Annotated in this window: 20 protein-coding genes; 5 read left to right on the top strand and 15 right to left on the bottom strand. The window is 38.6% G+C overall.

The genetic code is table 11. The annotated features are described in order from the left end of the window. Positions 1-46 precede the first annotated feature (46 nt). Positions 47-1,051: a type I glyceraldehyde-3-phosphate dehydrogenase gene (gene gap, locus H4J62_RS12425; protein ID WP_070373727.1), complete on the top strand. Its 1,005-nt coding sequence runs from the start codon at positions 47-49 to the stop codon at positions 1,049-1,051. A 287-nt stretch (positions 1,052-1,338) separates the two neighbouring features. Here gap and H4J62_RS12430 read toward each other — a convergent pair whose 3' ends face one another. The 5 genes from H4J62_RS12430 to zwf are packed head-to-tail and all read right to left on the bottom strand — an operon-like array spanning position 1,339 to position 7,030. Continuing rightward, the gene (locus H4J62_RS12430) at positions 1,339-1,986 is read right to left on the bottom strand and encodes a bifunctional 4-hydroxy-2-oxoglutarate aldolase/2-dehydro-3-deoxy-phosphogluconate aldolase (protein ID WP_182217619.1); all 648 of its coding nucleotides are present in this window, start codon (positions 1,984-1,986) and stop codon (positions 1,339-1,341) included. Positions 1,987-1,989: 3 nt separating this feature from the next. Then, positions 1,990-2,976 carry a glucokinase gene (locus H4J62_RS12435; RefSeq protein ID WP_070373728.1) on the bottom strand — a complete coding sequence of 329 codons (987 nt, stop codon included), beginning with the start codon at positions 2,974-2,976 and terminating at the stop codon, positions 1,990-1,992. After that, positions 2,973-4,811 (bottom strand): phosphogluconate dehydratase, encoded by a 1,839-nt coding sequence (edd, locus tag H4J62_RS12440; protein ID WP_070376951.1) that lies wholly within the window; start codon positions 4,809-4,811, stop codon positions 2,973-2,975. Before edd ends, H4J62_RS12435 begins: the two co-directional genes overlap by 4 nt. A gap of 15 nt (positions 4,812-4,826) precedes the next feature. Further along, complete coding sequence (gene pgl / locus H4J62_RS12445) at positions 4,827-5,522, bottom strand: 6-phosphogluconolactonase (RefSeq protein WP_182217618.1); 696 nt, start codon at positions 5,520-5,522, stop codon at positions 4,827-4,829. Between the two features lie 38 nt (positions 5,523-5,560). Beyond that, the gene (gene zwf / locus H4J62_RS12450; protein WP_182217616.1) at positions 5,561-7,030 is read right to left on the bottom strand and encodes a glucose-6-phosphate dehydrogenase; all 1,470 of its coding nucleotides are present in this window, start codon (positions 7,028-7,030) and stop codon (positions 5,561-5,563) included. Positions 7,031-7,402: 372 nt separating this feature from the next. Between zwf and H4J62_RS12455 the strand changes: the two genes are divergently transcribed. The 3 genes from H4J62_RS12455 (at position 7,403) to H4J62_RS12465 (ending at position 10,970) form a co-directional block, all read left to right on the top strand. After that, entirely contained in the window at positions 7,403-8,251 is an 849-nt protein-coding gene (locus H4J62_RS12455; protein ID WP_070373731.1) for a MurR/RpiR family transcriptional regulator, read from the top strand. Between the two features lie 73 nt (positions 8,252-8,324). After that, positions 8,325-9,776: a pyruvate kinase gene (pyk, locus tag H4J62_RS12460; RefSeq protein ID WP_070373732.1), complete on the top strand. Its 1,452-nt coding sequence runs from the start codon at positions 8,325-8,327 to the stop codon at positions 9,774-9,776. A 189-nt stretch (positions 9,777-9,965) separates the two neighbouring features. Next, on the top strand, positions 9,966-10,970 hold the full coding sequence (locus H4J62_RS12465) for an ATP-dependent 6-phosphofructokinase (protein WP_182217614.1): 1,005 nt from the start codon (positions 9,966-9,968) through the stop codon (positions 10,968-10,970). Between the two features lie 72 nt (positions 10,971-11,042). Here H4J62_RS12465 and H4J62_RS12470 read toward each other — a convergent pair whose 3' ends face one another. From H4J62_RS12470 to H4J62_RS12490, 5 genes are all read right to left on the bottom strand, one after another. After that, on the bottom strand, positions 11,043-12,254 hold the full coding sequence (locus tag H4J62_RS12470; RefSeq protein ID WP_182217612.1) for an EAL and HDOD domain-containing protein: 1,212 nt from the start codon (positions 12,252-12,254) through the stop codon (positions 11,043-11,045). A gap of 171 nt (positions 12,255-12,425) precedes the next feature. After that, on the bottom strand, positions 12,426-13,712 hold the full coding sequence (locus H4J62_RS12475; protein ID WP_182217611.1) for a hypothetical protein: 1,287 nt from the start codon (positions 13,710-13,712) through the stop codon (positions 12,426-12,428). Between the two features lie 33 nt (positions 13,713-13,745). After that, positions 13,746-14,318, bottom strand: a complete 573-nt coding sequence (locus H4J62_RS12480) for a tRNA-(ms[2]io[6]A)-hydroxylase (protein WP_070376952.1) — start codon at positions 14,316-14,318, stop codon at positions 13,746-13,748. Positions 14,319-14,422: 104 nt separating this feature from the next. After that, positions 14,423-18,880 carry a thrombospondin type 3 repeat-containing protein gene (locus H4J62_RS12485; protein WP_182230914.1) on the bottom strand — a complete coding sequence of 1,486 codons (4,458 nt, stop codon included), beginning with the start codon at positions 18,878-18,880 and terminating at the stop codon, positions 14,423-14,425. Positions 18,881-19,054: 174 nt separating this feature from the next. Next, complete coding sequence (locus H4J62_RS12490) at positions 19,055-19,735, bottom strand: hypothetical protein (RefSeq protein ID WP_182218024.1); 681 nt, start codon at positions 19,733-19,735, stop codon at positions 19,055-19,057. Between the two features lie 162 nt (positions 19,736-19,897). On the opposite strand from H4J62_RS12490, the gene H4J62_RS12495 reads away from it, so the two are divergent. Then, a complete protein-coding gene (locus H4J62_RS12495; RefSeq protein WP_182218022.1) occupies positions 19,898-20,428 on the top strand; it encodes a DUF2937 family protein in 531 nt (176 codons plus the stop codon). Positions 20,429-20,654: 226 nt separating this feature from the next. Here the strand turns inward: H4J62_RS12495 and H4J62_RS12500 are convergent, their stop codons facing one another. The 5 genes from H4J62_RS12500 to H4J62_RS12520 form a co-directional block, all read right to left on the bottom strand. After that, a complete protein-coding gene (locus H4J62_RS12500) occupies positions 20,655-20,945 on the bottom strand; it encodes an integration host factor subunit alpha (RefSeq protein WP_070373739.1) in 291 nt (96 codons plus the stop codon). A 3-nt stretch (positions 20,946-20,948) separates the two neighbouring features. Beyond that, positions 20,949-23,360, bottom strand: a complete 2,412-nt coding sequence (gene pheT, locus H4J62_RS12505) for a phenylalanine--tRNA ligase subunit beta (protein ID WP_182218021.1) — start codon at positions 23,358-23,360, stop codon at positions 20,949-20,951. A gap of 11 nt (positions 23,361-23,371) precedes the next feature. Continuing rightward, positions 23,372-24,352: a phenylalanine--tRNA ligase subunit alpha gene (pheS, locus tag H4J62_RS12510; protein ID WP_070373741.1), complete on the bottom strand. Its 981-nt coding sequence runs from the start codon at positions 24,350-24,352 to the stop codon at positions 23,372-23,374. A gap of 215 nt (positions 24,353-24,567) precedes the next feature. Beyond that, entirely contained in the window at positions 24,568-25,902 is a 1,335-nt protein-coding gene (locus tag H4J62_RS12515) for an ammonium transporter (protein WP_182218019.1), read from the bottom strand. Then, positions 25,889-26,227 (bottom strand): P-II family nitrogen regulator, encoded by a 339-nt coding sequence (locus H4J62_RS12520; RefSeq protein ID WP_182218017.1) that lies wholly within the window; start codon positions 26,225-26,227, stop codon positions 25,889-25,891. The genes H4J62_RS12515 and H4J62_RS12520 overlap by 14 nt, the downstream gene beginning before the upstream one ends. Between the last annotated feature and the right edge of the window lie 293 nt (positions 26,228-26,520).

A 26,520-nucleotide genomic window follows, 5' to 3' on the forward strand; every position in this document is an offset into this window, starting at 1 on the left:
CAAAATGATGTAATTTTACTACATTATTTTCATTTGGAATTTTAACATGACTATTAAAGTTGGCATCAATGGTTTTGGCCGTATCGGTCGTTTTGTATTTAGAGCTGCTGCGCAGAGAAGCGACATTGAAATTGTCGGTATTAATGATTTAATCGACATTGACTACATGGCTTACATGCTTAAGTATGACTCAACGCATGGTCGTTTTAACGGTACGGTAGAAGTTAAAGATGGTCAGTTGATTGTTAATGATAAAGTTATTCGCGTTAGCGCTATCCGTAACCCCGAAGAACTTAAATGGGATGAAATAGATGTTGATGTTGTTGTTGAATCAACCGGTTTATTTCTAACTGATGAGACAGCACGAAAGCATTTGATCGCAGGAGCTAAAAAAGTTGTACTTTCTGCCCCTTCAAAAGATGACACCCCAATGTTTGTCTGTGGTGTAAACCTCAATGAGTATAAAGGCGAAGATATTGTATCAAACGCTTCATGTACCACTAATTGCCTAGCACCTATTGCTAAGGTTCTTAATGATAATTGGGGAATTGAAAGTGGTTTAATGACGACGGTTCATGCAACTACAGCAACACAAAAAACTGTTGATAGCCCTTCAGCTAAAGATTGGCGTGGTGGCCGTGGTGCAGGACAAAATATAATCCCTTCATCTACGGGTGCTGCAAAAGCGGTTGGTAAAGTTATCCCTGAATTAAATGGCAAACTCACTGGTATGGCCTTTCGTGTACCAACACCAAATGTATCTGTTGTAGACCTGACTGTTAATTTAAAAAGTAGCGCAACCTATCAAGAAATTTGCGATGCGATGAAATCAGCAGCTCATGGTGATTTGCAAGGCATATTAGGCTATACCGAAGATCAAGTAGTTTCTAATGATTTCATTGGCGAAACGTGTACGTCAGTCTTTGATGCGGGTGCGGGTATAGCACTAACCGATAAGTTTGTAAAAATCGTTTCTTGGTACGACAATGAAATTGGTTATTCAAACAAGGTACTTGATTTAGTGGCTTACGTCAGCGCTTATAAAAATTAATCATCTTTAGAATAAAAGTTATATCAAAAAAGCCAAATATCTTTATTTGGCTTTTTTATTGAGATAAATGTTAGTCAAAGCCCCTTACTTGAACAACCTTAACTAGTCGATTTACGGCTCTCACCTGTAAGCCCCCCTATAAAGATGTTATTTAGCTATCGACTGCCTTTACTTGCTTATAAAAGGATATATGAGGATTGATGTCAGGCGGACAAGAAGTCGTATATATAAAAAAGGCTGGAGCACTATCAATAGCGCTTCAGCCTTTTTGGTATTCACTTTACGCGTTATTTTACATGAGCAAGTGCTTGTTTAGCTAATTCAGTAATTTTAGCCCAATCTTTATTTTTAATTATTTCGTCGGTAACCAACCAAGAGCCACCACAACAAGCAACGTTTGATAAGGCTAAGTAGTCCTTAACATTACTTAAATTGATACCACCTGTTGGACAAAAGCGAATGTCAGGGAATGGTCCGCCCATAGATTGAATCGCTTTAACACCACCAGAAGCTTCTGCGGGGAAAAACTTCAAATGGTCATAGCCAAAGTCAATTCCGTCCATCATTTCTGAAATTGATGAAATTCCTGGTATAAGAGCAATATTACCTTCATTACCCGCTTTTAATAAATCTTTTGTTAAGCCAGGACTTATTGCAAACTTAGCCCCTGCTTCTTGACAGCGTTGTAGCATTTCACGATTTGTTACTGTACCTGCGCCAACACAAGCTTCAGGTAACTCTTGCGCGATAATTTTAATCACATCAAGTGCCGCTGGTGTGCGCAAAGTTACTTCTAATACTTTTATGCCTGCAGCGAGTAAGGCTTTAGCAATAGGTAAGGCATCTTCAACATCTTTAATAACAAGAACAGGCACAATAGGCCCCATAGCGAAAATTTCTTTTGGCGATAACTGCCAATTATTTGTTATGGTCATGATTTAGATGTGTCCTTTCATTGAAGATAATTGTTGACGAATATAGGCAGACGCCCCTATCAAACCGGGTTGATTTTCGGTGATCACATACGTCGGAATATTATTAATAAAACTAGATAGTCGGCCTTTTGTATCAAAACGCTGCCTAAAATTGCTGTTTTTGATGAAATCTATAAAACGAGGCACAATGCCACCGGCAATATATACACCACCAAAACAACCTAACGTTAAGGCTAAGTTACCGGCAAAGCTGCCTAAAGTATTACAAAATTGATGTAAGGCTTTTTCACATAGTGGACATGAGCCATCTATCGCTTTAGCGGAGATTTGTTCAGCTGATAAATTACTCTTGGGCAAGTTATCAATTGACAAAAAGGCTTGATAAATTTGCTCTAAGCCTCTGCCACAAAGTAATTGCTCATAGGATATTCTATGTTGTTTAGTTTCAAGTAAATAACTTAATATTTTAATTTCATCAGCATCGACAGGAGCAAAGTCGACATGGCCTCCTTCTCCCCCTAAGCAACACCAACCGTCTCTGGTCGGTACTAAATTAGCAACACCTAGTCCGGTACCAGGACCACAAATAGAAATAGGCTTGTCTGCAATTGCGACCCCTTCACCAATTTGCACTTTCTGTGCTTGTGTTAGCAAAGGTACTGCATGGGCTATTGCGGTATAGTCATTTATTAAAAATAACTGACTAATATTCAATGCGTTTTTCAAGGATGATTGAGAAAATGTCCATGGCAAGTTAGTCATGGTAATTTGATCTGTTTCAACCGGACAAGCAATGGCTAAACACGCATTGATTGTTTTACCTGCAGCGTTATGTAACGCTAAATAAACGCTAATAACATCGGCTAAGCTATCATATTGGTCGCACTGATAAGTTTTAATATCTGAGATTTGACCATCGTCATTAACGAGGCCAAACCTGATATTAGTACCGCCAATGTCAGCGACTAAGTTAAGTATTGACTCACTCACGAAGCTTTACCATCAATATCAGTTTCATCAAATAATGAACAAGCACCGGTTTCAGCGGTACTTAAATTACGACGCATAAAACCAAAAAGCTCTCGGCCCATGCCTTGATGATGACCATTGACTTGAAAAATAGCGTTGTCACGTTGGGCAAGCTCTGCTTCGTCAACCAATAAGGTTAATTCTCCAGTTTCGCCGTCAACTAAAATCATATCACCGGTTTTCACTTTCGCGATCAAACCGCCATCTAGGGCTTCTGGGCATAAATGAATAGCAGCAGGTACTTTACCTGAGGCGCCAGACATACGGCCATCAGTTACCATAGCGACCTTAAAACCTTTGTCTTGAAGAACGCCAAGTGGTGGTGTTAGTTTATGTAATTCAGGCATACCGCGCGCTTTAGGTCCCTGAAATCTAACAACAGCAACAAAATCTTTTTCTAATTCACCCGCATCAAATGCCGCTTGTAATTCATGTTGATCTTCAAAAACGACGGCAGGTGCTTTAATAACAAAACTACCTTCACGCAATGAAGATGTTTTAATGACAGAGACACCTAGGTTACCCTTAAGAACGCGTAAACCGCCAGTAGCTTTGAACGGGCTTGCAACGGTTGCAATAATACTATCGTCGAGAGATTTTTCAACACAGTCAACCCACTTAAGTTCACCGCTTTCGAGTACAGGTTTTTTAGTGTAGCGCGTTAAACCGCGGCCACAGATAGTTTCAACATCTTCAAAAACTAAGCCGCCTTCAATCAATTCTCTAAAGAGTAGTGCCATACCACCGGCTTCTTGAAATTGATTTATATCTGCTTCGCCGTTCGGGTAGATACGTGTTAATAGTGGCACCGCTTCAGACAAATCATTAAAGTCTTGGAAATTAATGATAATACCCGCTGCTTTAGCAAACGCAATAATATGCATGGTTAAGTTCGTTGAACCGCCCGTCGCAAGTAAGGCAACAATTGCATTAACAATTGAACGCTCATCGACCATTCTGCCAATCGGCATATAGTTGCCCGACTGTTGCGTTAAACGAGTTGCTTGACGTGCCGCTGCTTTTGTTAATTCTTCACGAAGCTGCGTATTCGGTGCGATAAATGAAGCGCCAGGTAAATGAAGTCCCATGACCTCAACAACCAGTTGATTTGAGTTGGCTGTGCCAAAGAAAGTACAAGTACCCGCAGAGTGATAAGAGGCAGATTCAGCTTCAAGAAGCTCTTCTTCGTTGGCTTCACCTTTAGCATATTGCTGGCGAACACGTGCTTTTTCTTTGTTTGGTAAGCCTGAAGGCATAGGGCCCGCAGGAATAAATACCGTGGGTAAATGTCCAAAAGTCATACTGGCAATCAACAAGCCCGGTACGATTTTATCACAGATGCCCATCATTAATGCGCCATCAAACATATTATGCGATAAGCCAACCGCTGCAGACATTGCAATAACATCTCGGCTCATTAGGCTTAAATCCATACCCGGTTGGCCTTGAGTAACACCGTCACACATAGCAGGTACACCGGCTGCAAATTGTGCAACACCACCCGCATCTCTCACTGCTGCTTTAATAATCGCAGGATAAGTTTCATAGGGCTGATGAGCAGATAACATATCATTATAAGCTGAAACAATAGCGATGTCTGAGTGATGTATGCCACGTAATGAGGCCTTGTCTTCTTTACCACAAGCAGCAAAACCATGAGCTAAGTTACCACACGACAAACCGGCACGATGTACTGTTTGCGAGCTTTCAGCTTCTATCTTAGCTAAATATTTAGCTCTACTGCCTTTACTACGCTCAATAATTTCATTGGTAATAGCGACGATTTTTTCATTCATTTTAATAGTCATATGTTACTCCGCCCAATACACTTGTGTATTGATATCTGGGTTTTGTAAAAATGCCCTTATTGGCATTTCTGTTTGATTGTTACTTGAAAGTGCTTTTTCTAAAACGACCTTTTTCCCGGCACCACAAACATGCAAAATAATATTTTTACTCTGCGCTAAATGAGCATAAGTAAAAGTTATACGGTCGTTAGGAGCTGTTTTGGGGACAACCTTCATTAGGGCATCTGTATTATCAAGCGCAAGTGCTGATGATATTTGCTCGCTACAAGGGAATAAAGAAGCCGTATGACCGTCTTCACCCATGCCAAGAATAAGCACATCTAAAGGCAATAACTGGCTTTTAGCATCAGTATTTAATTGCACTAGGGTTGATTGATCACATTCACCCTCTTTTTTAAGGTGAAAAAATTGTGCATCGGCTGCTTTATTTTTTAACAGGTTTTCATGTACCAAACGGGTATTACTTGCCTCAGACTCAAACTCAACCCAACGTTCGTCCGCTAACGTGACGGTTACGTTTTGCCAATCAATATCTTTAGTCGATAAAGCCGTAAAAAAACCTTTGGGTGTAGACCCGCCAGAAACAGCCAAGCTTGCTTTACCTTTCTGACTCAAAGCGTTTGATAAAAGTTCAGCGACATTATTGGCTAAGGCATTATCTAAATCTGTTCGCTGAGCGAAATCGTTTAATTGGTACATAGTTATTTCCTGAAATTCACGTTATCTCTAAAATTTATTTATTCAACCCACTGGCGATCATCACGAGCGATCATAGAAAGAGAGGCAACGGGTCCCCAAGTTCCAGCAGGATAAGCTTTAGGTGCTTCATTACTTGTCTTCCAGGCTTCGATAATACTATCAGCCCAAGTCCAAGCCGCTTCGACTTCATCACGACTAACAAATAACGATTGATTACCGTTGATAACTTCTAGCATCAATCGTTCGTATGCATCGACAACACGCTGATTTTCATAAGTTTCTGAAAAACTCAAATCAAGCTTATTTTCTTGAATATGCATTTGTGAAGCAATACCTGGAATTTTATTCATCATCTGTAATTCAACGCCTTCGTCAGGCTGTAAACGAATCGTTAATTTATTTGCCGGTAGATCAGCATGGCTATCTTTAAAGATATTATGCGCTTGAGGTTTAAATTGCACCACTATCTCACTGTGCTTAGCAGGCATTCTTTTACCCGTACGAAGGTAAAAAGGCACGCCAGCCCAACGCCAATTATCAATTTCCGCTTTTATAGCAACAAAAGTTTCAGTATCACTTTTTTGATTGGCATCTTCTTCATTTAAGTAACCCGGCACTGGTAAACCATTTAAGTAACCATCGGCGTACTGACCGCGAACTGTTTTTTCTTTCACATTCAAGCGATTAATGGGCGCGAGAGCTTTAACTGCCTTTAACTTTTCAACACGAATACTTTCTGCACTTAAATCAGCAGGAGGCTCCATCGCTAAGAGTGATAAAATTTGTAATAAATGGTTTTGTATCATGTCGCGCATTTGCCCTGCGTCGTCATAAAAACCCCATCGTCCTTCAATTCCTACACTTTCAGCAACCGTTATCTGTACATGGTCAATACTATTACGGTCCCAGTTATTGGTAAAAAGTGAATTGGCAAAACGCAGTACTAATAGATTCAGTACGGTTTCTTTTCCTAGATAGTGATCGATACGATAAATTTGGTTTTCATTGAAATAACGAGAAACTTGATCGTTAATAACTTTTGATGATGCAAGGCAGTTGCCAATCGGTTTTTCCATCACAACACGGTCAGCGTCAGTAATAAGTTTAGCTGACTTTAAACCGTCGGTAATATCACCATAAATAGCAGGAGGCGTTGAAAAATAATAAACACGTGTATCATGGCCACCTTTTAACGTTGCAGCTAAGTTACTATAAGAGACAGTGTCTTTAAAATCTAACTGTTGATAAACCATACGGCTAATAAAACGAGCAAGTACTTCTTCGTTTAAGCCTTCTTTGACAAACTCAGTAAGATTCTCAATAACAAAAGCCGTAAATTCTTCTACCGAATGGTCTTGTCTGGCGACACCTAAAATTCGACTTTCTACATTTAATAAGCCAGCTTGGTCTAATTGATATAAAGCGGGTAATAATTTGCGACGAGACAAGTCACCAAGTGCACCAAAAATAACAATTTCACTGGCAGACTGAAGATCAGAACTTTTCATAAACAATATCTCTTTTTTTGGCTTTCTTTATTGAACACTGATAATAACTAAAATTACCTCATCAATAAACCTAGCACATATTGTAACTAAACTACATTTATCCATAATTTAACGGGTATATTGGCATCAGTAAAGAACTTTTTGTAATTAAATTACATTTTAGGTATTATGAATAAATAAAAGCTTTACGCGGCAATTTTACTCAAAGTTCATTGTTGGTTAGTGGTTATTCGTATGAAACATTAATTAAAGGTTTGCTAAAAATTGCCAATATGTTTTATATTAGCTGTAATTATGAAATAAATTTTCATTATTCTCGTCATTTAGACAGAAAATTAATTACAATTATTGTAAAAAGTAGGATTGACCGACATGAATATATTAGAAAAGATCGCCGACGAATTAGATACTTTCAGTAAATCTGAACGTAAGGTGGCAGAGGTAATATTGTCTTCTCCGGGTACCGTTATTCATGCCAGTATCGCTGCCTTAGCTAAACAAGCAAATATCAGTGAGCCTACTGTTAATAGGTTTTGTCGTCGTTTAGATACTAAAGGTTATCCCGATTTTAAACTTCATTTAGCCCAAAGTTTAGCCAACGGTACCCCTTATGTTAATAGGCATGTTGATGAAAACGATACGGCTGATGAATATACAGATAAAATTTTTGAATCAACCATGGCAAATCTTGAATTAGCCCGTAAAAGTTTAGATGCAAATGTGATCAACCGATCTGTTGATGTGTTAACACAAGCGAACAAAATATCATTTTTTGGCTTGGGCGCTTCCGCAGTTGTTGCTCATGATGCTTTAAATAAATTCTTTCGCTTTAATGTGCCAGTAGTTTATTTCGATGACATATTAATGCAACGTATGAGTGCTATAAATAGTCGCCAAGGTGATGTTGTTGTTGTAATTTCTCATACGGGGCGAACCAAGTCATTGGTTGAAGTCGCCAGTTTAGCAAAAGAAAATGATGCCATTGTTATCGGAATAACAACGGCGGGTAGTCCTCTAGCAAAAGAATGTAATATCGTTTTATCTGTTGATGTTGCTGAAGACACCGATTTATATATGCCTATGTCATCACGTATCGCTCAACTTGCATTGATTGATGTATTAGCAACAGGCTTTACCCTGAGACGTGGTACAAAATTTAGAGAAAACTTAAAGAAAGTTAAAGACAGTTTACGTAGCTCTCGTTTTGAGCGCAAAGACTAAACAGCATTATCGATGGCGACTAACACTGATTTGTTTATCGTCAAAATCAAACAATATTATAATAAGGATTAAGATGCCTAGAAGAACTAAAATTGTAGCGACCTTAGGGCCAGCCACTGACGACAGAGCCGTATTAAAAGAAGTATTAGCCGCTGGTGTAAATGTGGTTCGTTTAAACTTCTCTCATGGTATTCCACAAGATCATATTGACCGTGCCAACAATGTTCGCGAAATAGCTAAAGAATTGGGTATATATGTTGGTATCTTAGGTGATTTACAAGGCCCTAAAATACGCGTATCAACTTTTAAAAATGGTCCAATTAAATTAGCCATTGGTGATAAATTCGAACTTGACGCAGAATTGCCAAAAGGTGAAGGCTGCCAAGAGAAAGTGGGTATCGATTACAAAAAATTACCACAAGATGTCGTCCCTGGCGATATTCTTTTACTTGACGATGGTCGTGTGCAATTAAAAGTTTTAAGTACACAAGGGCAATCAGTTTTCACCGAAGTAACGGTGGGTGGACCTTTATCAAACAATAAAGGTATTAATCGTCAAGGCGGTGGCTTAACAGCACCAGCATTAACAGCTAAAGATAAAGAAGATATTAAATTAGCCGCAAAAATTAATGTCGACTTCTTAGCGGTATCTTTTCCTCGTGATGCTGCAGATATGCGTGAAGCACGTTTATTAGCACAAGAAGCTGGTTGTGATGCACGCTTAGTGTCTAAAATTGAACGTGCAGAAGCAGTAAATGATGACAAAGTGCTTGATGAAATTATTCTAGCCTCTGACGTTGTCATGGTTGCTCGTGGTGATTTAGGTGTTGAAATTGGCGATGCTGCATTAGTAGGTAAGCAAAAACATATAATCGCTCGTAGTCGTCAGTTAAACCGTGTTGTTATTACCGCAACACAGATGATGGAGACCATGATTGAAAACCCTATGCCGACCCGTGCTGAAGTTATGGATGTTGCAAATGCCGTGCTTGATGGTACTGATGCAGTCATGCTCAGTGCTGAAACTGCTGCAGGTAAATACCCGGTAGAAACAGTAAAAGCGATGGCATCAGTATGTATTGGCGCTGAAGAGCATCGTTCAGTAAACATTTCAAACCACCGTAATGAACTCACTTTTTCTGAGATTTCAGAAACAATCGCAATGTCAGCAATGTATGCAGCTAATCACCTAGTGGGTGTTAAAGCTATTATATCATTGACTGAATCTGGACATACCAGCAAAATCATGTCGCGTATTACTTCAGGTTTGCCTATTTATTCTTTATCTCGTCATCAGAAAACATTAAATAAAACTGCTATTTATCGTGGTGTTTATCCTGTTGAATTTGACTCTACACATTTTCCTGATGAAGAATTATCTAATGCGGTACTCAATAAAGTCTTAACTAAAGCAGACTTAAAAGTTGACGACATAGTGATATTCACCCACGGTGATATGATGGAAACGGTTGGCGCAACGAATACGATGAAAGTGTTAACAGTAACAAAAAAACATCTCAGCTAATCAATTGCTATGACCCATTAAGGTAAAGCTTCAAGCAGTTACCTTAAGCTGGCAAGCAAAAAAGTTTAGATCCAAAAAGGTAGCTCAATAGCTACCTTTTTTTATGTGCAAAAGATAATCAAGGTAAATAATGACGGATGCAAAAAACTTCCTTAGAATAGATTTTACTAGATAAGGTTAAAAACTATTATGACGATAAAAAATATTGCGGTATTAACCAGTGGTGGCGATGCTCCCGGCATGAATGCGGCGATACGTGCGGTCGTACTTGCTGCGCATCACTATGCGTTGCCTACGATTGGTTTTTTTTCTGGCTATAACGGTTTAATTGAAGCGAGTTCGACATTGCTAACACCTGCAAGTGTTAATGGCATTATCCACCGAGGAGGCACTATTTTAAAAAGTGCTCGCTGCCCTGCCATGCTCACTGAGCAAGGTTTAAAATCAGCCGCAGCAACCCTTAGAAAAGAACAAATAGACGCCTTAATCGTTATTGGCGGCGATGGCTCTTTTAACGGCTTACTGGCGTTAAATAAATATTGGTCAGGAGCTATTATAGGTATTCCAGGGACCATAGATAATGATATTGATGGTACAGATTTCACCATAGGTTTTTCTACTGCAGTCAATACAGGTATTGAAGCGATAGATAAAATACGTGACACGGCAGAAGCTTTTGAGCGCATTTTTATTGTTGAAGTCATGGGCAGGCGAAGTGGACACATCACTTTTAATGTCGGTATCGCCAGTGCAGCTGAGCAAATATTATCTTTTGAGAATTTCTCTCAAGCCGACGAGCAAGAAAAGCTCAGTCATTTAGCTCAAGAAATCAAACAAGCACAGCACAATAGGCATGCCAGTTATATTATAGTTATTGCCGAGAACTTATGGCCCGGTGGCGCAGTACAGCTCGCTAAGCAATTAAAACAGACGGCAAACATTGACTGTACTGCGTGTATACTTGGCTATATTCAACGAGGTGGTTCACCGGTAGCTAAAGACCGAATATTAGCAACAAAAATGGGGGTTGCTGCAGTACAAGCGCTAATAGCAGGAAAGAGTAACGTTATGATTGGCGAGCGTAATAATCAATTACTCACAGTCCCTCTGGACGTAGCCGTTCAACATAAAGAAAAAGTCAGTGAAAGCTTAGTTTCAGCCCAAGAAAATATTCTCGCCTTAACAGCGCAGTAACTGCCTAAAAAAAAGCTTAAGCAACAGGCATAAGCTTTTAAGGTATCTATCAAGTCGCTGAGCTGAAATAACTTAAATACCGAGTTCTTTACACCATTGACAAGCGGCAACAAACTCTTGCTGAATATAGGTTTCGTCAAGTGAATACATTTCAATTAATTGCTTTATATTCTCACCATTACCCCTGATGTACTTAACCGTAAAATCAAGTAATTCGCCGAGTAAACCTGAGTGGTCAACTAGCGCGTTTTCAATTGGAATGGCGAGTGGCATTGTTTTAACGATTTCGTTAATCGGCATACGCAAAATAATTTCAATAGCACTTAATAAGCCGGTAATAAAAGCAAAATCACTGATCTCTTTAAAGGCACCTTCTTTGGCTAATGCCGTCATTAATTTTGCAGTAATGAGCGCCTGCTTAGAGATTTCATCGGTCTTGTCGGTGGTCAATTTAGATAAAGCGAGGATAGTCACAAACTGTTTAAGTTTATCTTCACCTAAATAGGCCGCGGCTTGTTTTAATGAAGTAATTTCAATACGAGTTGATGTTGCTACGTTATTAACCATTTTTAACAAGCCAACAGTTAAGTTAACATCATGACTGATAATCGTGGCAATGTTGTCAAAATCTAATGGTGAATGAAATGTTTCACTGATCAAATGCAGCATTTGTGTTTTGATTGGCGCAAGTGTTTGCCCCTCGACTATCTCAGGTTCGTGATAAAAGTACCCTTGATAGTAATCAAATCCCACTTCTGCTAAAGCTTGTAATTGAAAGTTAGTTTCAACTTTTTCTGCGGCAAGTTTAATGTTGTGATCTTTTAAACGCTCTATAACTTTATGCAGACGTTTCGGATTAACTTTATCAGTATCAACTTTAATAATTGATATATATGGAAATAAAATATCCCACTTTGCATCAAGATCATATTCAGTTAATGCAACTTTATAACCTTTATCAAAATAAAACTTAACAATTTTAAACAAGCGTTCCGTTGGTACTTTATGACCAACAAGTTCAATAACAATAGATTTTTTATCAAACATCAGCGGATATTTATTAATAAGACATTTTTCAGTAAAATTAATAAAAGCAAGTTTTCCCATACTGATAGAGCGAATGTCACCTTGTAGGTGATTTTGAATAATTAATTTTGAGCTGGCAACGTCAGAATCAATGTCAGGAAATTTGTTATCTGCGCTATCTCTAAAGAGCAGCTCATAACCAATAGTGACATGGTTTCTATCAAGTATCGCTTGTCTTGCTATATAAGTGTTATACATATATCAGAGCTAAAACTTTATTATTTATTATTGACTTAAACATACCCTATTTTTCTTTGAATTGAAAAGTAAATAAGCCGCTAAGCCGTTATTTTATTATAACTATTTATACGCTACTCAAATAAGCGAATGAAATGGGTAACCTATATACGGTTGATTAATTTCAGCTCTTTATTTAAGCCTAAATGGTGCTGTTAATAAAGCCTGCGCTAAAGGGATATCTTGATAATGATTTTCACGAATATTATGTATAAATTTCAGTGTTTTAAAAGCATCAAACCAAACGACTAGCTGTTTATTAAACTGCTTTTCACTATTATTTATTTGTTTTTCAACAAAAGCTTCAAAACCTATTTGATTTAATGCGGTAACTATTGGCTCAGATAACGGTTCTAACCATGCGATTAAATCGCCACGATAGTGCCATAAATTTGCAAAAGCAGACAATACAGCTTTGAGCAATGTAAATACTTGAGGATGGTAATAACAATAATCGAGGTGACTTGCTTGTAAATCAAGAATTTTTTGCACTGCAGGTCCAGTACCAAACGGCACACGTTGAGACGTTCTGGCATCAAGCTTTACTGTTACCTCTTCAATAAATTCAACAGCACCTAACTTAGCTAATTTATTTATTAAATAAAAATCTTCTCCAGCACTGCGCTTTGGAAAACCACGAGCCTGAACATATACTTCCGCTTTAAACGCTAAAATACTCCCAATAGTAAAAAAGGCATAAGGTGAATCGGCATAATGTAAGCCCGCAACATAATAGCGTAAAGCGCTTTCATAAAGAAAATTAGCCTGATGAATGCTTTTATCTTCACTGCTATGCGTAAAGTTAAAACAGCAAACTACGGTATTTTTATCACGTGTATGTAAAGCGTTAAAATAATCATCGGGTAAGTAAGCATCGGCATCACTAGAACAGATCCAAGTTTGTCTGATCCGGTTTACTGAAATTAAATAAGCACTGAGATCAGTGCCTATTTTACGTGCCAGCCCTACGCCTTGCTCTTTATCGATAGCACGGGTAAAACGGTCAACCACTAACAGCCATGTTTGACTTTGTGCTACCTTAATTAGGGTTAGGTTATCGTATTGCCAGCAGTTATCACCACAAGAAAGTGCATATTGATAAAGTGCTTTTTGTTGATTTATCTCGTTATAATTAGCCACTGAATTATCTTCGCGTAACGATTCAGTAACAGATTCGGCGATAAGTTCGGCGATCGATTCGGTAATAGGTTCGTTAATGACCAGCACCATAAGCACTGGAGATTTTGAAAGTGATGAAGCTAAAAAGCGCTCAATAAAAGCGCTTGTTTCTTGATAAGCAGGAATAACCACAACATGGTCAACAGTAAACTCATCAGGTAACCCTGATTCATATTGAGTTAGTACCGCAACTTCACTTTCAGCATAGCGACTAAAATATTGGTTAAACACTTTTGACATCAGCTTACCCGTTAACCATTTATCGTTAAATAATTAATGCAGAGCCGCTCTAAAGGGAAGTTTTGCACAAATCTCAGCTTCTAATGTCAGTACTTCTTCTAAACGTATATTGACTTCGTCTTTATCAAAATATTCATAAGCGAGTTCGATAAATAAATTTTTATGCTTTTCTTCTGACTTTGCAATCGCGTCATATAAGACTTTGTCTTTGCCTTCAGGCAATGCTTGGGCAATAAGCGAAAAACGTTCGTATCCTCGTGCCTCAATCACACCAGCAACGATTAATCGGTCCATAAAAAACACTTCTGCACCATTACGAAAGGCTTTACGAATTTGGGTAATATAAGGGTCTTTGGTGTCAGCGCCGAGCTGAATGCCACGCGCATTAATTAATTTTAACACTTGTTTAAAATGAATGAGCTCTTCTATCGCTAAGTCAGCCATAGCTTTAACCATATTTTTTCTATCGGGATAATGAGAAATCATTGACATCGCCATACCTGACGCTTTTTTTTCTGCCGTTGCATGATCAAGTAAAAAGGCATTGAAATCAGCAAGAGCAACTTGCGCCCATTCTTTTGGCGTATGGTATTTAAGTTCAAACATAAAACTACTTATTATTGAAAGAGGAAATTTGCCCGCTATTTTATAGGAAAATAGCGGGCGAACAAACATAAATGTTAACTTGTTTGTCAAAGTTACTTTATGACTTACTTACTTAACTTTTTCAATCGTAAGCTCACTAATACCAGTAATAATAACCAGTAAATACTGCCACTACTTGATTGCTCAGGATCGGTTTTCTTGGCAACTTCAGCATTAGGCACAACGGCAACACCACCTGGGTCGTCGATAATACCGTTAACCAAACCATCCGCATCGTTTGCACCGCCATCTTCAATCAATAAGCGTACACATTGATGCCCTTCAGTTAAACCTGTCTGGTATAAAGCACTCTGTGGCGGTGGACATACATCGTTATCTGCTGGACTAGACGCTAAGGTATTTTTGCTGTTTTCAACAAAGTTTTGCCAACCACTGTCACGATTAAATTTCCGGTAAAGCGCATTTTGTGGAATACCATCATTTAACGGAATAACCACAGCAGCAGAGGCACCAAACGGAGTCACCTGATGAATTTCAAAGTCAAAGTAATCACTACGATGATCATAAGTGTCCGTTGCGACTAAACCGGTTGCATCCATCTCTTGTTGTGTCATTTGCACGCCATCTGAAAACTGCTGTAACGCATATTTACCTAAGCGTAATCTTAAGCCTGGCTCAGTTTCCATTAACTTAGTTTTACCGGCATTAACATGTAATGGCTGCAAATAAGCAATATCATTGTTATCTAAAAATGCCGGAACACCATCGTTATCGTCATCAGCATAACCTTCAATATTATCTGCGATACCATCACTGTCTGTATCACTACCATCGAGTCGAGCTAAAATGCTATTAACCGGAATACTAAGGCGATGAGTTTGTGACAATTCGCCACTGCCATTATCAGTAACACTCACTTCTACCGTAATTAATCCTCTTATTTCTTCAGGTAAAACAAAGTTGTCAGGTTGCAAATAGACCTTTAATTGACTGGCACTTATTTCGGCATTGATATACTCAGGCAGTAACCAATTAATAATGTGTGAATCATTTGGATTATCATCATTTATCTGTAGCTCTATGGTCACTTCACCTTGGTCTTTACTGATACTAGAAACCGCTATATTTTGCTGAGTCATACGCAATTGTGTTGTCGGTACTATATTATTTTCAGTAATAACTATGGTGTGGCTATTATTGACACCGGTATTTATTTCATTGCCAAAACTCAGCACAAGCTGTTCATCACTTTCTGCTTGAAAGTCTTTATTAATCAAAATATCAATAAAGCCTGACGTGCCCTCGGTAATAACAATTTTATTGTCTGTTATCTTATAATCAAGGGCATCTACATTACCAGAAATAGCAAAAGGTAATTCAATGGGATAAGCCGGCGCTTTGCCTGACAAGACAACTTCAACCCGAGCCGTAGCACCCTCACCTATTGTTTGCGTCGCACTAAAGTTCACTAACGGATAAACATTAAGCACTTGTGGGGTGGTTGAAACATTACCAGCCTCATCAACCGCTCGCCATATAATATTGTACAACCCTGAGGTAATATATTTTTGTCCGCGCTCAAAACCCACCGGTGTTAATGCACAACAGTTAGCGCCATCACGACCATCTTCAACATAAACGTCGGTTAACTGTACCAATTGTGTTTGTGTTAGCGCAGTAAAGGTATGATCAGCATCAAGGTGAACTGCTTGTGGGACCGTTATCACTGGCGCATAATCGTCAATTAATGGATTGGTGTTGTTACGCTCTTCATCAACATTTGCCGTGCCGTCTGAATCTGTATCAATTAGTGCATCAGCATCGTTAAATGGGTTAAAACCATATTGAAGCTCAAAGACATCACTCATGCCGTCATTATCGTCATCAGGATCGGCATTATTACCTAAACCATCAACATCAAAATCTAGTGACTCTGTCGGGTTTAGCGGTAACTGGTCGAGATAATCAAAGACACCGTCGTTATCATCATCGATATCGTTCACATTGCCAATACCATCACCATCGGTATCAACACTTTCTATCGGATCGAGTGGGAAAGCATCGTCGATATCAAGCACACCGTCATTATCATCGTCACTATCGCTATTATTTCCAATACCGTCGTTATCACTGTCACGTGATTCTAAAGGGTCAAGGGGAAATAAATCAACATTATCTAGAACGCCGTCACCGTCATCGTCGGTATCGAGTACATCACCAATGCCGTCACCATCAGTATCAATGATTTCTCCTGGATTAAAGGGAAAAGCATCATCAACATCAAGAATATTATCATTGTCATCATCAGCGTCTGCATTATCTCCAATACCATCACCATCAGAGTCTTTCCACTCATTAGCATCTAAAGGATATAAATCATTACTGTCTTCATAGGTGTCATTATCATCATCAGTGTCTTCGTTGTTACCTATACCGTCTTTATCAGTATCGAGATTTTCAAAGGCGACTAATGGAAAGTCATCAATGATATCGACAAAGCCGTCACCATCATCGTCGCTATCATTATTATTACCAATCAGATCACCGTCAGTGTCAATAGTCTCAGAATTATCTAATGGAAAGGCATCTATTGAATCTTTAATGCCATCACCATCATCATCATCATCGGTATTATTACCTATACCGTCACTATCAGTGTCTAAATACTCATTTACATTTAATGGAAAAGCATCTGAACTATCAACAAAACCGTCATTGTCATCATCACTGTCGCTGTTATTACCAGTTCCATCGCCATCGGTATCAAGCCATTCGTTGATATTTAAAGGAAAAGCATCAGTTGCATCAGGCTCACCACCAATGCCATTTTCAGTATCTCCATCATCATCGGTGTCTGCAGTATTACCGATACCATCACCATCGGTATCTAGATATTCATTTACATCAAGCGGGAATAGGTCTGCACCCCCAGAATCAAAATCAATAATGCCGTCACCATCATCATCACTATCGGCATTATTGCCAGTACCATCACTGTCGGTATCAAGCCATTCTGTCGAGTCAAAATCAAAGGCATCTATACTATCTGGAATTCCATCGCCAACACCTGTGCCATCATGAGTATCATTATCGAGATCGTCTTCATTAGGGACACCATCACGGTCACTGTCAGTAGTTTTTAAAGGGTCGAAATCATCTGGGTCTGCTAAATTACCAATACCATCATTATCAATATCAGGATCTGAGTTATCTCCGATACCATCGCCATCAAAATCGTATTGTTCAGTTTCATCAAATTGAAATAAATCTACATCGTCTAACACACCATCGTTATCATCATCAGGATCAGCATTATCTCCAGTGCCATCTCCATCGTAATCAAACCATTCATATATATTCAATAAAAAGATATCACTACCGCCAGCATCACTATCTGTAACACCATCACCATCAGCATCACTGTCAGCATTATCTCCAATACCATCTCCGTCGAAATCAAACCATTCACTATTATTTAGTAAAAAAACATCCGTGCCGTTAGAATCACTATCTGTAACACCATCATCATCAGCATCACTATCAGCATTATCTCCAATGCCATCTCCATCGAAATCGAACCACTCAGTCTCATCTAATAGAAATATATCAGTACCGCCAGCATCAATATCTGTAACACCGTCACCGTCAGCATCTGTATCTCTATTGTTACCAATACCATCTAAGTCATAATCTAGAGATTCACTAGCATCCAATGGAAATAGATCAGTCCCCCCCTTATCATTATCAGTTATGCCATCGTTGTCAGCATCAGTATCTTCATTATTTCCTGTACCATCACCATCTAAATCAAACCATTCCGTAGGATCATTTGGAAAGATATCTATACCATTAGAGATACCATCACCATCGCTATCATTATCAGCATTATCACCAAGACCATCATTATCGGTATCAAGTGTCTCCGAGCTATCTAAGGGGAAAGCATCATTAACATCTAAAATTCCATCGCCGTCATCATCGGTATCGGTATTATTACCTATGCCATCAAAGTCAGTATCAAGTTGTTCTGAATTATCGAGAGGAAATGCATCATATAAGTCAATAACACCGTCACCGTCATCATCAGTATCAGCGTTATTACCTATGGTATCACTGTCGGTATCATCCCATTCAGCAGGGTTAAGTGGGTATACATCGACTACATCAACAACCCCGTCACCATCATCATCAAGGTCAACCGTATTACAAAGTGTATCTCCATCGGTATTTAACCATTCGAAAGCGTTCTCGATAGCAGGATCATAGATGTCAATAACTGCATCACCATCACGGTTGTTATCAGAAATATCAGGGACACCATCTCCGTCATCATCAGGGTCATCGTTATTACCGACACCATTTAAATCGGTGTCATACCATTCTGTAGCATCGCTTGGAAACAAGTCATAAGCACCGCCAATATTAACCGTATCATCATAGCCATCGCCGTCGGCGTCAAGAAGAGGCGTAGGCAGAAGACATTGCACGGCTGCATGAGCAGAGAAGTTGATCATAATCGCTGATATAAGTAAAACAGCTTTTAAACGAATTCTTAATGGCATAAACATCCCCACCAATAGCAATATATTTTAAACTTACAGGTGTAAGTTATTACGTCTTGAAATTAAAAAGACCACCTATTTAATGGCGATCATTATTAATTTCTTCTTTAAACTTTAGCAAATATCATCAACAAAGACCTTAAATGCTAGGCTAGACAACTTTTTCTATCAAACTTAATAATCTAAGCCTCGTCCAAAACGATAACTTAGACCAACATAAACAGATGTTATAGCACCAAATTCAGAAAAATTAGGTTGATGTTTAACACCTAGGTTTAATGCAGTATTTTTATTCAACTTATAATGGGCAACAACGCCTAGTACCATGTTTATATCATTTTCTTGCGAAGGGTATATTTCCACTGTATCTGAACTGTTTGGGTCGGTATAGGTAAGTTTATTTTCAGTGAGCGCTAGTGAAGCGCCCAGTTGATATTCAATCGTTAGTTTTTTGAAAAAAGCATTATAACTTTGTATCTTATGACGATAACTAACAAGCCCATCAATGGTATTAATTTTAAAAAAACGTTCGTCGGTTATGGTGAAAGGTAAATCATATTTTACTTCTTCTAAGTTATTATAAGAAACAGTCCAATAGAAATTTCCACCTTTAGTAATGCTGTCTGCTAAAGAAAAACTATAACCTTGGCTGTCAGCGTCTTGACCTTTGTGAATGTTACCTGCTACTTCTAAAGCATTAACACTGTATGAAAAAAGACTTGAAGCAATAAAGATACCGCCAACGGCAAAAGTGTTCCGCAGCTTACTTAAATTTTTAACCATTATATTTCTTCCCAAATGAGAGTGTTGCAATATTAAATTTTCTTGTTCATTGTTATCTATATTAATTTTCACTATTGATACCACCATCAAAAATTTGACTCTTTATTGCATTCATATCAAATGCATAATCTATTTTATAAATATGCAATTTTTAAACCATAAAAATTTTAAAATATAAACAAATATATGCTAATGTTATTTTTTGTGAATATATATTTAAGCGATAGGTTAGCTATGTTTAGAGTGATTAATAATATTATTGACCGCTGTTTCTTCACTGTAATATTTATAGTAGGTGTGCAATTACCGGCATTTATCATTCAATATAAACATCGCCTGTCCGGACACTTATCTGAAGCAAAACTGCACCTAGTAGAATTTCAAAACATTGCAGATCTGCACTACCAAGGTAATTTATCAGCGATGATAACGAAGTATCAAGCTAATTCTGAGCCGTCAATAGTCAATACAGCCGAAATTATTAACCAATTGGTCATACGGGTTGAGTATTTGCAGTCACAACTTAGCGTGATAACTAGCGACGTTTATATTGAACGGATTTATAACTTTATTGTTTATGGCGATAAAGTCATTATTAAAGATACCTTAACTGATTTTTCACTGACTATCCCACTTGAGATAAATGCACTAAGTACTGGAGCGGTCATCGCTATTGCTGGTTTAATAGCGAAGGAAATAATTGTTTCTTTGCTCAAGTTACTAGGTAAAAAGATGTCACTAAATCATCAAAAAAGTTCACACTAAAGCAAGATAGTTAAGCGCTACCTTGGCATCACGCATAGAGACACATTGATACCGTAACTAAACGATATCAATAAAGACTACCCTTGCCCCCTTGCTTGGCTCTATCTTATCTATCCCTGCTTTCTCGCAAGCATAAAAAAAGGTTGCCGTAGCAACCTTCTATAAACATCATCTCATCTATTATTGAATACATAGAAAAACATGCTCTAACTTTATACGTTATTAATTAGCCGTTACCGTTTTCAACGCGACTCTTTAATTTTTGTCCAGGACGGAAAGTAACAACTTTACGAGCAGAAATTGGAATATCTTCACCCGTTTTAGGGTTACGACCTGGGCGTTCGCTTTTAACACGAAGATCGAAGTTACCAAAACCTGAAAGCTTAACTTGTTCGCCACTTTCTAACGTTTCGCGTATTTCTTCAAAAAACACCTCAACCATATCTTTTGCGTCGCGTTTGCTCAGCCCAACTTTCTCGAATAAATGTTCTGCTACTTCTGCTTTAGTAAGCGCCATTACCTAATTCCTCAGTGATGCATTTAGCTCAGTTTCTAATGTGTCTACGACACGTTCAACGACTTCATTAATGTCTTTTTCTTCGAGGGTTTTATCACAATCCTGTAAAGTCATCGCTATCGCTAAGCTCTTAAACCCTTCTTCAATACCATTTCCTCGGTATACGTCAAACAAGTTTAGATCAACTAAATAATTTCCGCCAACCTTTTCAATAAGTTGTAAGACATTATTTGCATTAATTTGCTCTTCAACGATCACTGCTATGTCACGTCTATTGGCAGGAAAGCGAGATATATCACCAGCTTCAGGGATTTGTTGTGTTGAAATTTCAGACAATAATAGCTCAAAAATAAATGTACGACCGTTTAGTCCTAATTTTCTTTCTAATTCAGGATGTAAGGTACCAACATGTCCCACTAGCACACCATTCTTATGGATTGCGGCGGTTTGGCCAGGATGAAGTGCGACTATTTCATCTTTTGAAAACTGATATAACGAAGCATCGCCAGTAAGAGCGAGCAAGGCTTCTACGTCTGATTTAATATCAAAAAAATCACTTGCAGACTTTTCCATATCCCAATGTTCTTCATTACGCTGGCCGGTCACAACACCTGCAAACATTTGTTCTTGTCGAACACCGTTTTCTGCGGCTTCATCTGGAACAAAACGTAAACCTGTTTCAAATAAACGGATGCGAGATTGCTGGCGGTTTTGGTTGTAAATAACCGATTGCAATAAGCCTGTCCACATACTTAAACGCATCACCGACATTTCAGAAGAAATTGGATGCGGCAAAGTCATCACCGCTTGTTCAGGGTGAATAAGCGCTTGAACTTTTGGGTCAACAAAACTATAAGTTATTGCTTCTTGATATCCACGATTAACCATAACGTTGCGTAAACGTTTCAACGGAATGAACTTTTCTTTTTGTTCGCGCATCGCCAACGTTGCTTTAGGCGACACATTCGGAATATTGTTGTAACCAAAAATACGCGCAACTTCTTCAATTAAGTCGACTTCAACTTTAATATCAAAACGATATGCTGGTACCACTACGGTCCAAATATCATTTACAAAGGCAATTTCGAAACCTAAACGCGTTAAAATCTCAGTCACTTTAGCATCTTCAATATGATGACCAATGCGTCCATCAAGTTTTTCGCGGCGTAAGGTTACTGTTTTTTCTTTTGGTAAATGTTCATCACTTAATGCTTCAACGATAGGTCCTGCTTGGCCACCGACAATAGCTAATAATAAGGTCGTTGCACGTTCCATAGCATTACGCTGCAATTCAGGGTCAATACCACGTTCGTAACGATGTGATGAATCAGTATGTAAACCATATTGGCGGGCTTTACCTAAAATAGCCAAAGGAGCAAAGAAAGCACTTTCTAAGAAAATATCAGTTGATTTTTCTTCTTCATCAGATTTAACACCTGATTCTTTTCCGCCAAAAATGCCAGCCATCGCTAAGGCTTTACTTTCATCAGCAATCACTAATGTTTCGCTCGAAAGCGTCACTTCATTACCGTCAAGTAAAACAAGTTTTTCACCTGACATAGCAAAACGAACATTAATACCACCATCGATTTTTGATAAATCAAAAGCGTGCATCGGGTGCCCTTGCTCAAGCAACACGTAATTAGTTACATCGACAACAGGGTCAATTGAGCGAGTGCCACAACGGCGTAATTTTTCTACCATCCATAACGGTGTTTTCGCGGTTACATCTATATTTTTAATCACTCGTCCTAAATAACGCGGACAAGCTTGTGGTGCAGATAAAGTAATGTCACGCACATCATCAATCGTTGCAACAACAGCAACAATTTCAGGTTCAGTAATGTTAACACTATTTAACACCCCGACTTCGCGCGCTAAACCTTTAAGGCCTAAACAATCACCGCGGTTAGCCGTTAAATCAACATCGATGGTAACGTCATTTAAGTCTAAGTATTCACGAACACACATACCGATTGGTGCATCGGGTGCAAGCTCCATAATACCGTCAGCACTTTCAGACAAACCAATTTCTGACTCACTACACAACATGCCATGAGAAGGCACGCCACGCAATTTAGCTTTTTTAATTTTAAAGTCACCCGGTAAAACTGCGCCAACCGTTGCAACAGCAACCTTGAGGCCTAAACGACAGTTTTTAGCGCCACAAACGATGTCAACTAACTCACCATCATTAAACTCGCTACCTAGGTTTATTTTTGTTACTTGTAATTTGTCTGCGTCAGGGTGAGGTCCACATTCAACAACTTCACCAATTAATACACCGGTAAATTCACCCGCAACAGGTTCTACAGCGTCAACTTCTAAGCCGGCCATAGTTATTTGATGAGCTAACTCACTCGATGAAATAGCAGGATTAACCCACTCACGTAACCAAGATTCACTAAATTTCATTGTTGGCTTTCCTACTTGAACTGTTTTAAGAAGCGAAGATCATTTTCGAAGAATGAACGTAAATCGTTTACACCGTAGCGCAACATGGTTAAGCGCTCAACGCCCATGCCAAAAGCAAAACCTGTGTATACTTCAGGGTCAATACCTACTGATTTTAAAACGTTAGGATGAACCATACCGCAACCTAAAACTTCTAACCATTTGCCATTTTTGCCCATAATATCCACTTCTGCTGAAGGTTCAGTAAAAGGGAAATAAGAAGGACGGAAACGAATTTCAACTTCTTCTTCAAAAAAGTGATGTAAGAAGTCGTGTAAAATACCTTTAAGATGCGTAAAGCTTACATCTTTATCAACCATTAAGCCTTCAACTTGGTGGAACATTGGCGTATGCGTTTGATCGTAGTCATTACGATAAACCTTGCCCGGAGATATAATACGTAAAGGCGGTTGCTCTTTTTCCATAGTACGAATTTGTACACCAGAAGTCTGTGTACGTAAAACTAACTTAGGATTGAAGTAAAAAGTGTCATGGTCTTGACGTGCAGGATGGTGCTCTGGAATATTCAGTGCATCAAAATTATGAAAATCGTCTTCAACCTCAGGACCTTCTTTAACAGAAAAACCTAAATCACCAAAAAAGCTTTCTATACGCTCAATAGTACGTGTTACTGGGTGTAAACCACCTAGGTCATTACTACGCCCTGGCAATGTTACATCAATAGATTCAGCAGCTAACTGTTTAGCAATAACCTCTGCACGCAATAACTCACCACGTTCGGTTAATAATTTTTGTACTTGCTGCTTAGCAATATTGATCACTTGCCCTGCTTTAGGTTTTTCTTCTTTAGGTAATTTACTTAAGCCCTTCATTTGCTCAGTGAACAAACCTTTCTTACCTAAAAAATTAACGCGAACTTGATCAAGCTCTACTGGATCTTTTGCTGCAGAAATAGCTTGTTCTGCCTGCAATATTATATCGTCTAAATTCATGAGTTCCTCTAAAACGGCTCTAAAACCGTTCAGTAAATTTGAAGGTTTTGGCTAGACTGATGGTATTAATATAAATGGTGTATGATTTTACACAAAAATCAATTGATTATGTAGTGAAAAGAGTGCTTTTACTGAAAAAACAGCTCAGATAAGAAAAAGGCCTCTATTTCAATAAAGGCCTTGCTGTTTTTTGACGTCTAAATCACAAAATTTAACTACAAATTATACCCTGATTCATCATGTTCAATTAAATCAAGGCCCGTTATTTCTTGTTCTTTATCAACCCTTAAGCCTTTAGTCATCAAAGATACAAGCTTAAACAACACGTAAGAGACAACCGCCGTATAGACAATAACAGCGCCAATTCCCACTAATTGAACACTGACCTGCCCTAACATCGTGGTGATACCCTCTGCATAACCATAGCCACTAAAAGCGCCTAGCTCTGTAGAAGAAAACACACCCGCTAATAAAGTGCCTAAAATACCCCCAACACCATGCACGGGAAAAACATCTAAAGAATCGTCAATTTTTAACTTTTGTTTAATATAGACCGTTGAATAAAAACAAATAAAACCCGCAGAAATCCCTATAACTAGTGCGCCACCTGGGCCAACAAAACCTGATGCAGGTGTTATTGTCCCTAAACCAGCAACCATGCCCGTTACCGCACCTAAGACACTCGCTTTACCAAATTTTTTCCATTCAATAGCCGCCCAAGTCAGTGCACCTGCTGAAGCGGATAAATGCGTGACTAACATAGCCATTGCTGCGTCACCATTGGCAGCTAAGGCACTACCACCATTGAAACCAAACCAACCTACCCAAAGCAAACCTGCCCCCGTAATAGTCATAGTTAAGTTATGTGGCAACATAGGCGTTCGAGGGAAACCATATCGAGGACCTAAAACAACAGCAGCAACCAATGCGGCAACACCACAGGTAATATGCACCACAATACCACCGGCAAAATCATAAATGCCCATTTGGCCTAACCAACCGCCGCCCCAAACCCAATGAGTTACCGGAGCATAAACCGCAAGCAACCATAAGCCACTAAAGATTAAGACTGCAGAAAACTTCATTCTTTCTGCATAAGCGCCAATAATAAGTGCAGGAGTAATAACCGCAAACGTCATTTGAAATAAAGCAAACAAGCTTTCCGGAATATCACCAACAAGGGTTTCTTTGGTTATTCCCATCATAAGTACTTTGCTAAAATCACCTATCCACGCATTACCTTCACCAAAGGCTAAGCTATAACCGACCACAAACCAAAGTATCGAAGAAAGAGCAGCAATTGAAAAACACTGCATAAGAATAGAAAGAATATTTTTACGTCGAACTAATCCACCGTAAAATAAAGCGAGTCCGGGTAAGGTCATCATTAGGACTAGAGCAGTTGATGTGAGGATCCACGCCGTATTTGCCCCGTTCAATTCGTCATTGCTGGCAAAACTTGGCAATGCGACCGCGGACAAAAGTAAAACAAAAAGTGTTAATACTTTATTTATCGTTACGCTTGAGTGTAACTGTTTAAATAGCTTCATTATCTTTTTCACCTGTTCTGATCCTAACAATATGTTCGATGTTAGTGACAAATATCTTACCGTCACCTATTTTTCCTGTTTGCGCTGTTTCAAGAATAGTGTCGATAACACGCTCAACCATTTCATCCTTAACAGCGAGCTCAAGTTTCATTTTTGGTAAAAAATCGACAACATATTCTGCACCACGGTAAAGTTCGGTATGACCTTTTTGTCGGCCAAAACCATTAACTTCGCTTAACGTTAATCCTTCTAGACCTATCTCACTGAGTGCTTCACGAACATCATCGAGTTTAAAAGGTTTGATTATTGCGGTTATCAACTTCATTTGTTCACCTTTAGTGCATATTATTTAAGATTGTTTATATAAATTTATTTAAGCACCATTTGTGCCCAAAGAGACAATCAAATAAAAAACAATAAGTTAAAAAATAATAATTAATATTACACCGCTCAAATGCACCAAGATGTTACACACAAACACAACCCAAACACCATATTGGTGCACAGATTATGACCATTAGTCAGATTCTATGTTTAAGAAAAAGTGTAAAGGGCAAAATTAAAAGTTTAGTATTAGCAAAGGCTAGAGATGATAAATAACGCACAAAAAAAAACCCT

Origin of the sequence: Colwellia sp. BRX8-5 (assembly GCF_014077325.1) — a bacterium.
Lineage (GTDB): Bacteria > Pseudomonadota > Gammaproteobacteria > Enterobacterales > Alteromonadaceae > Colwellia_A.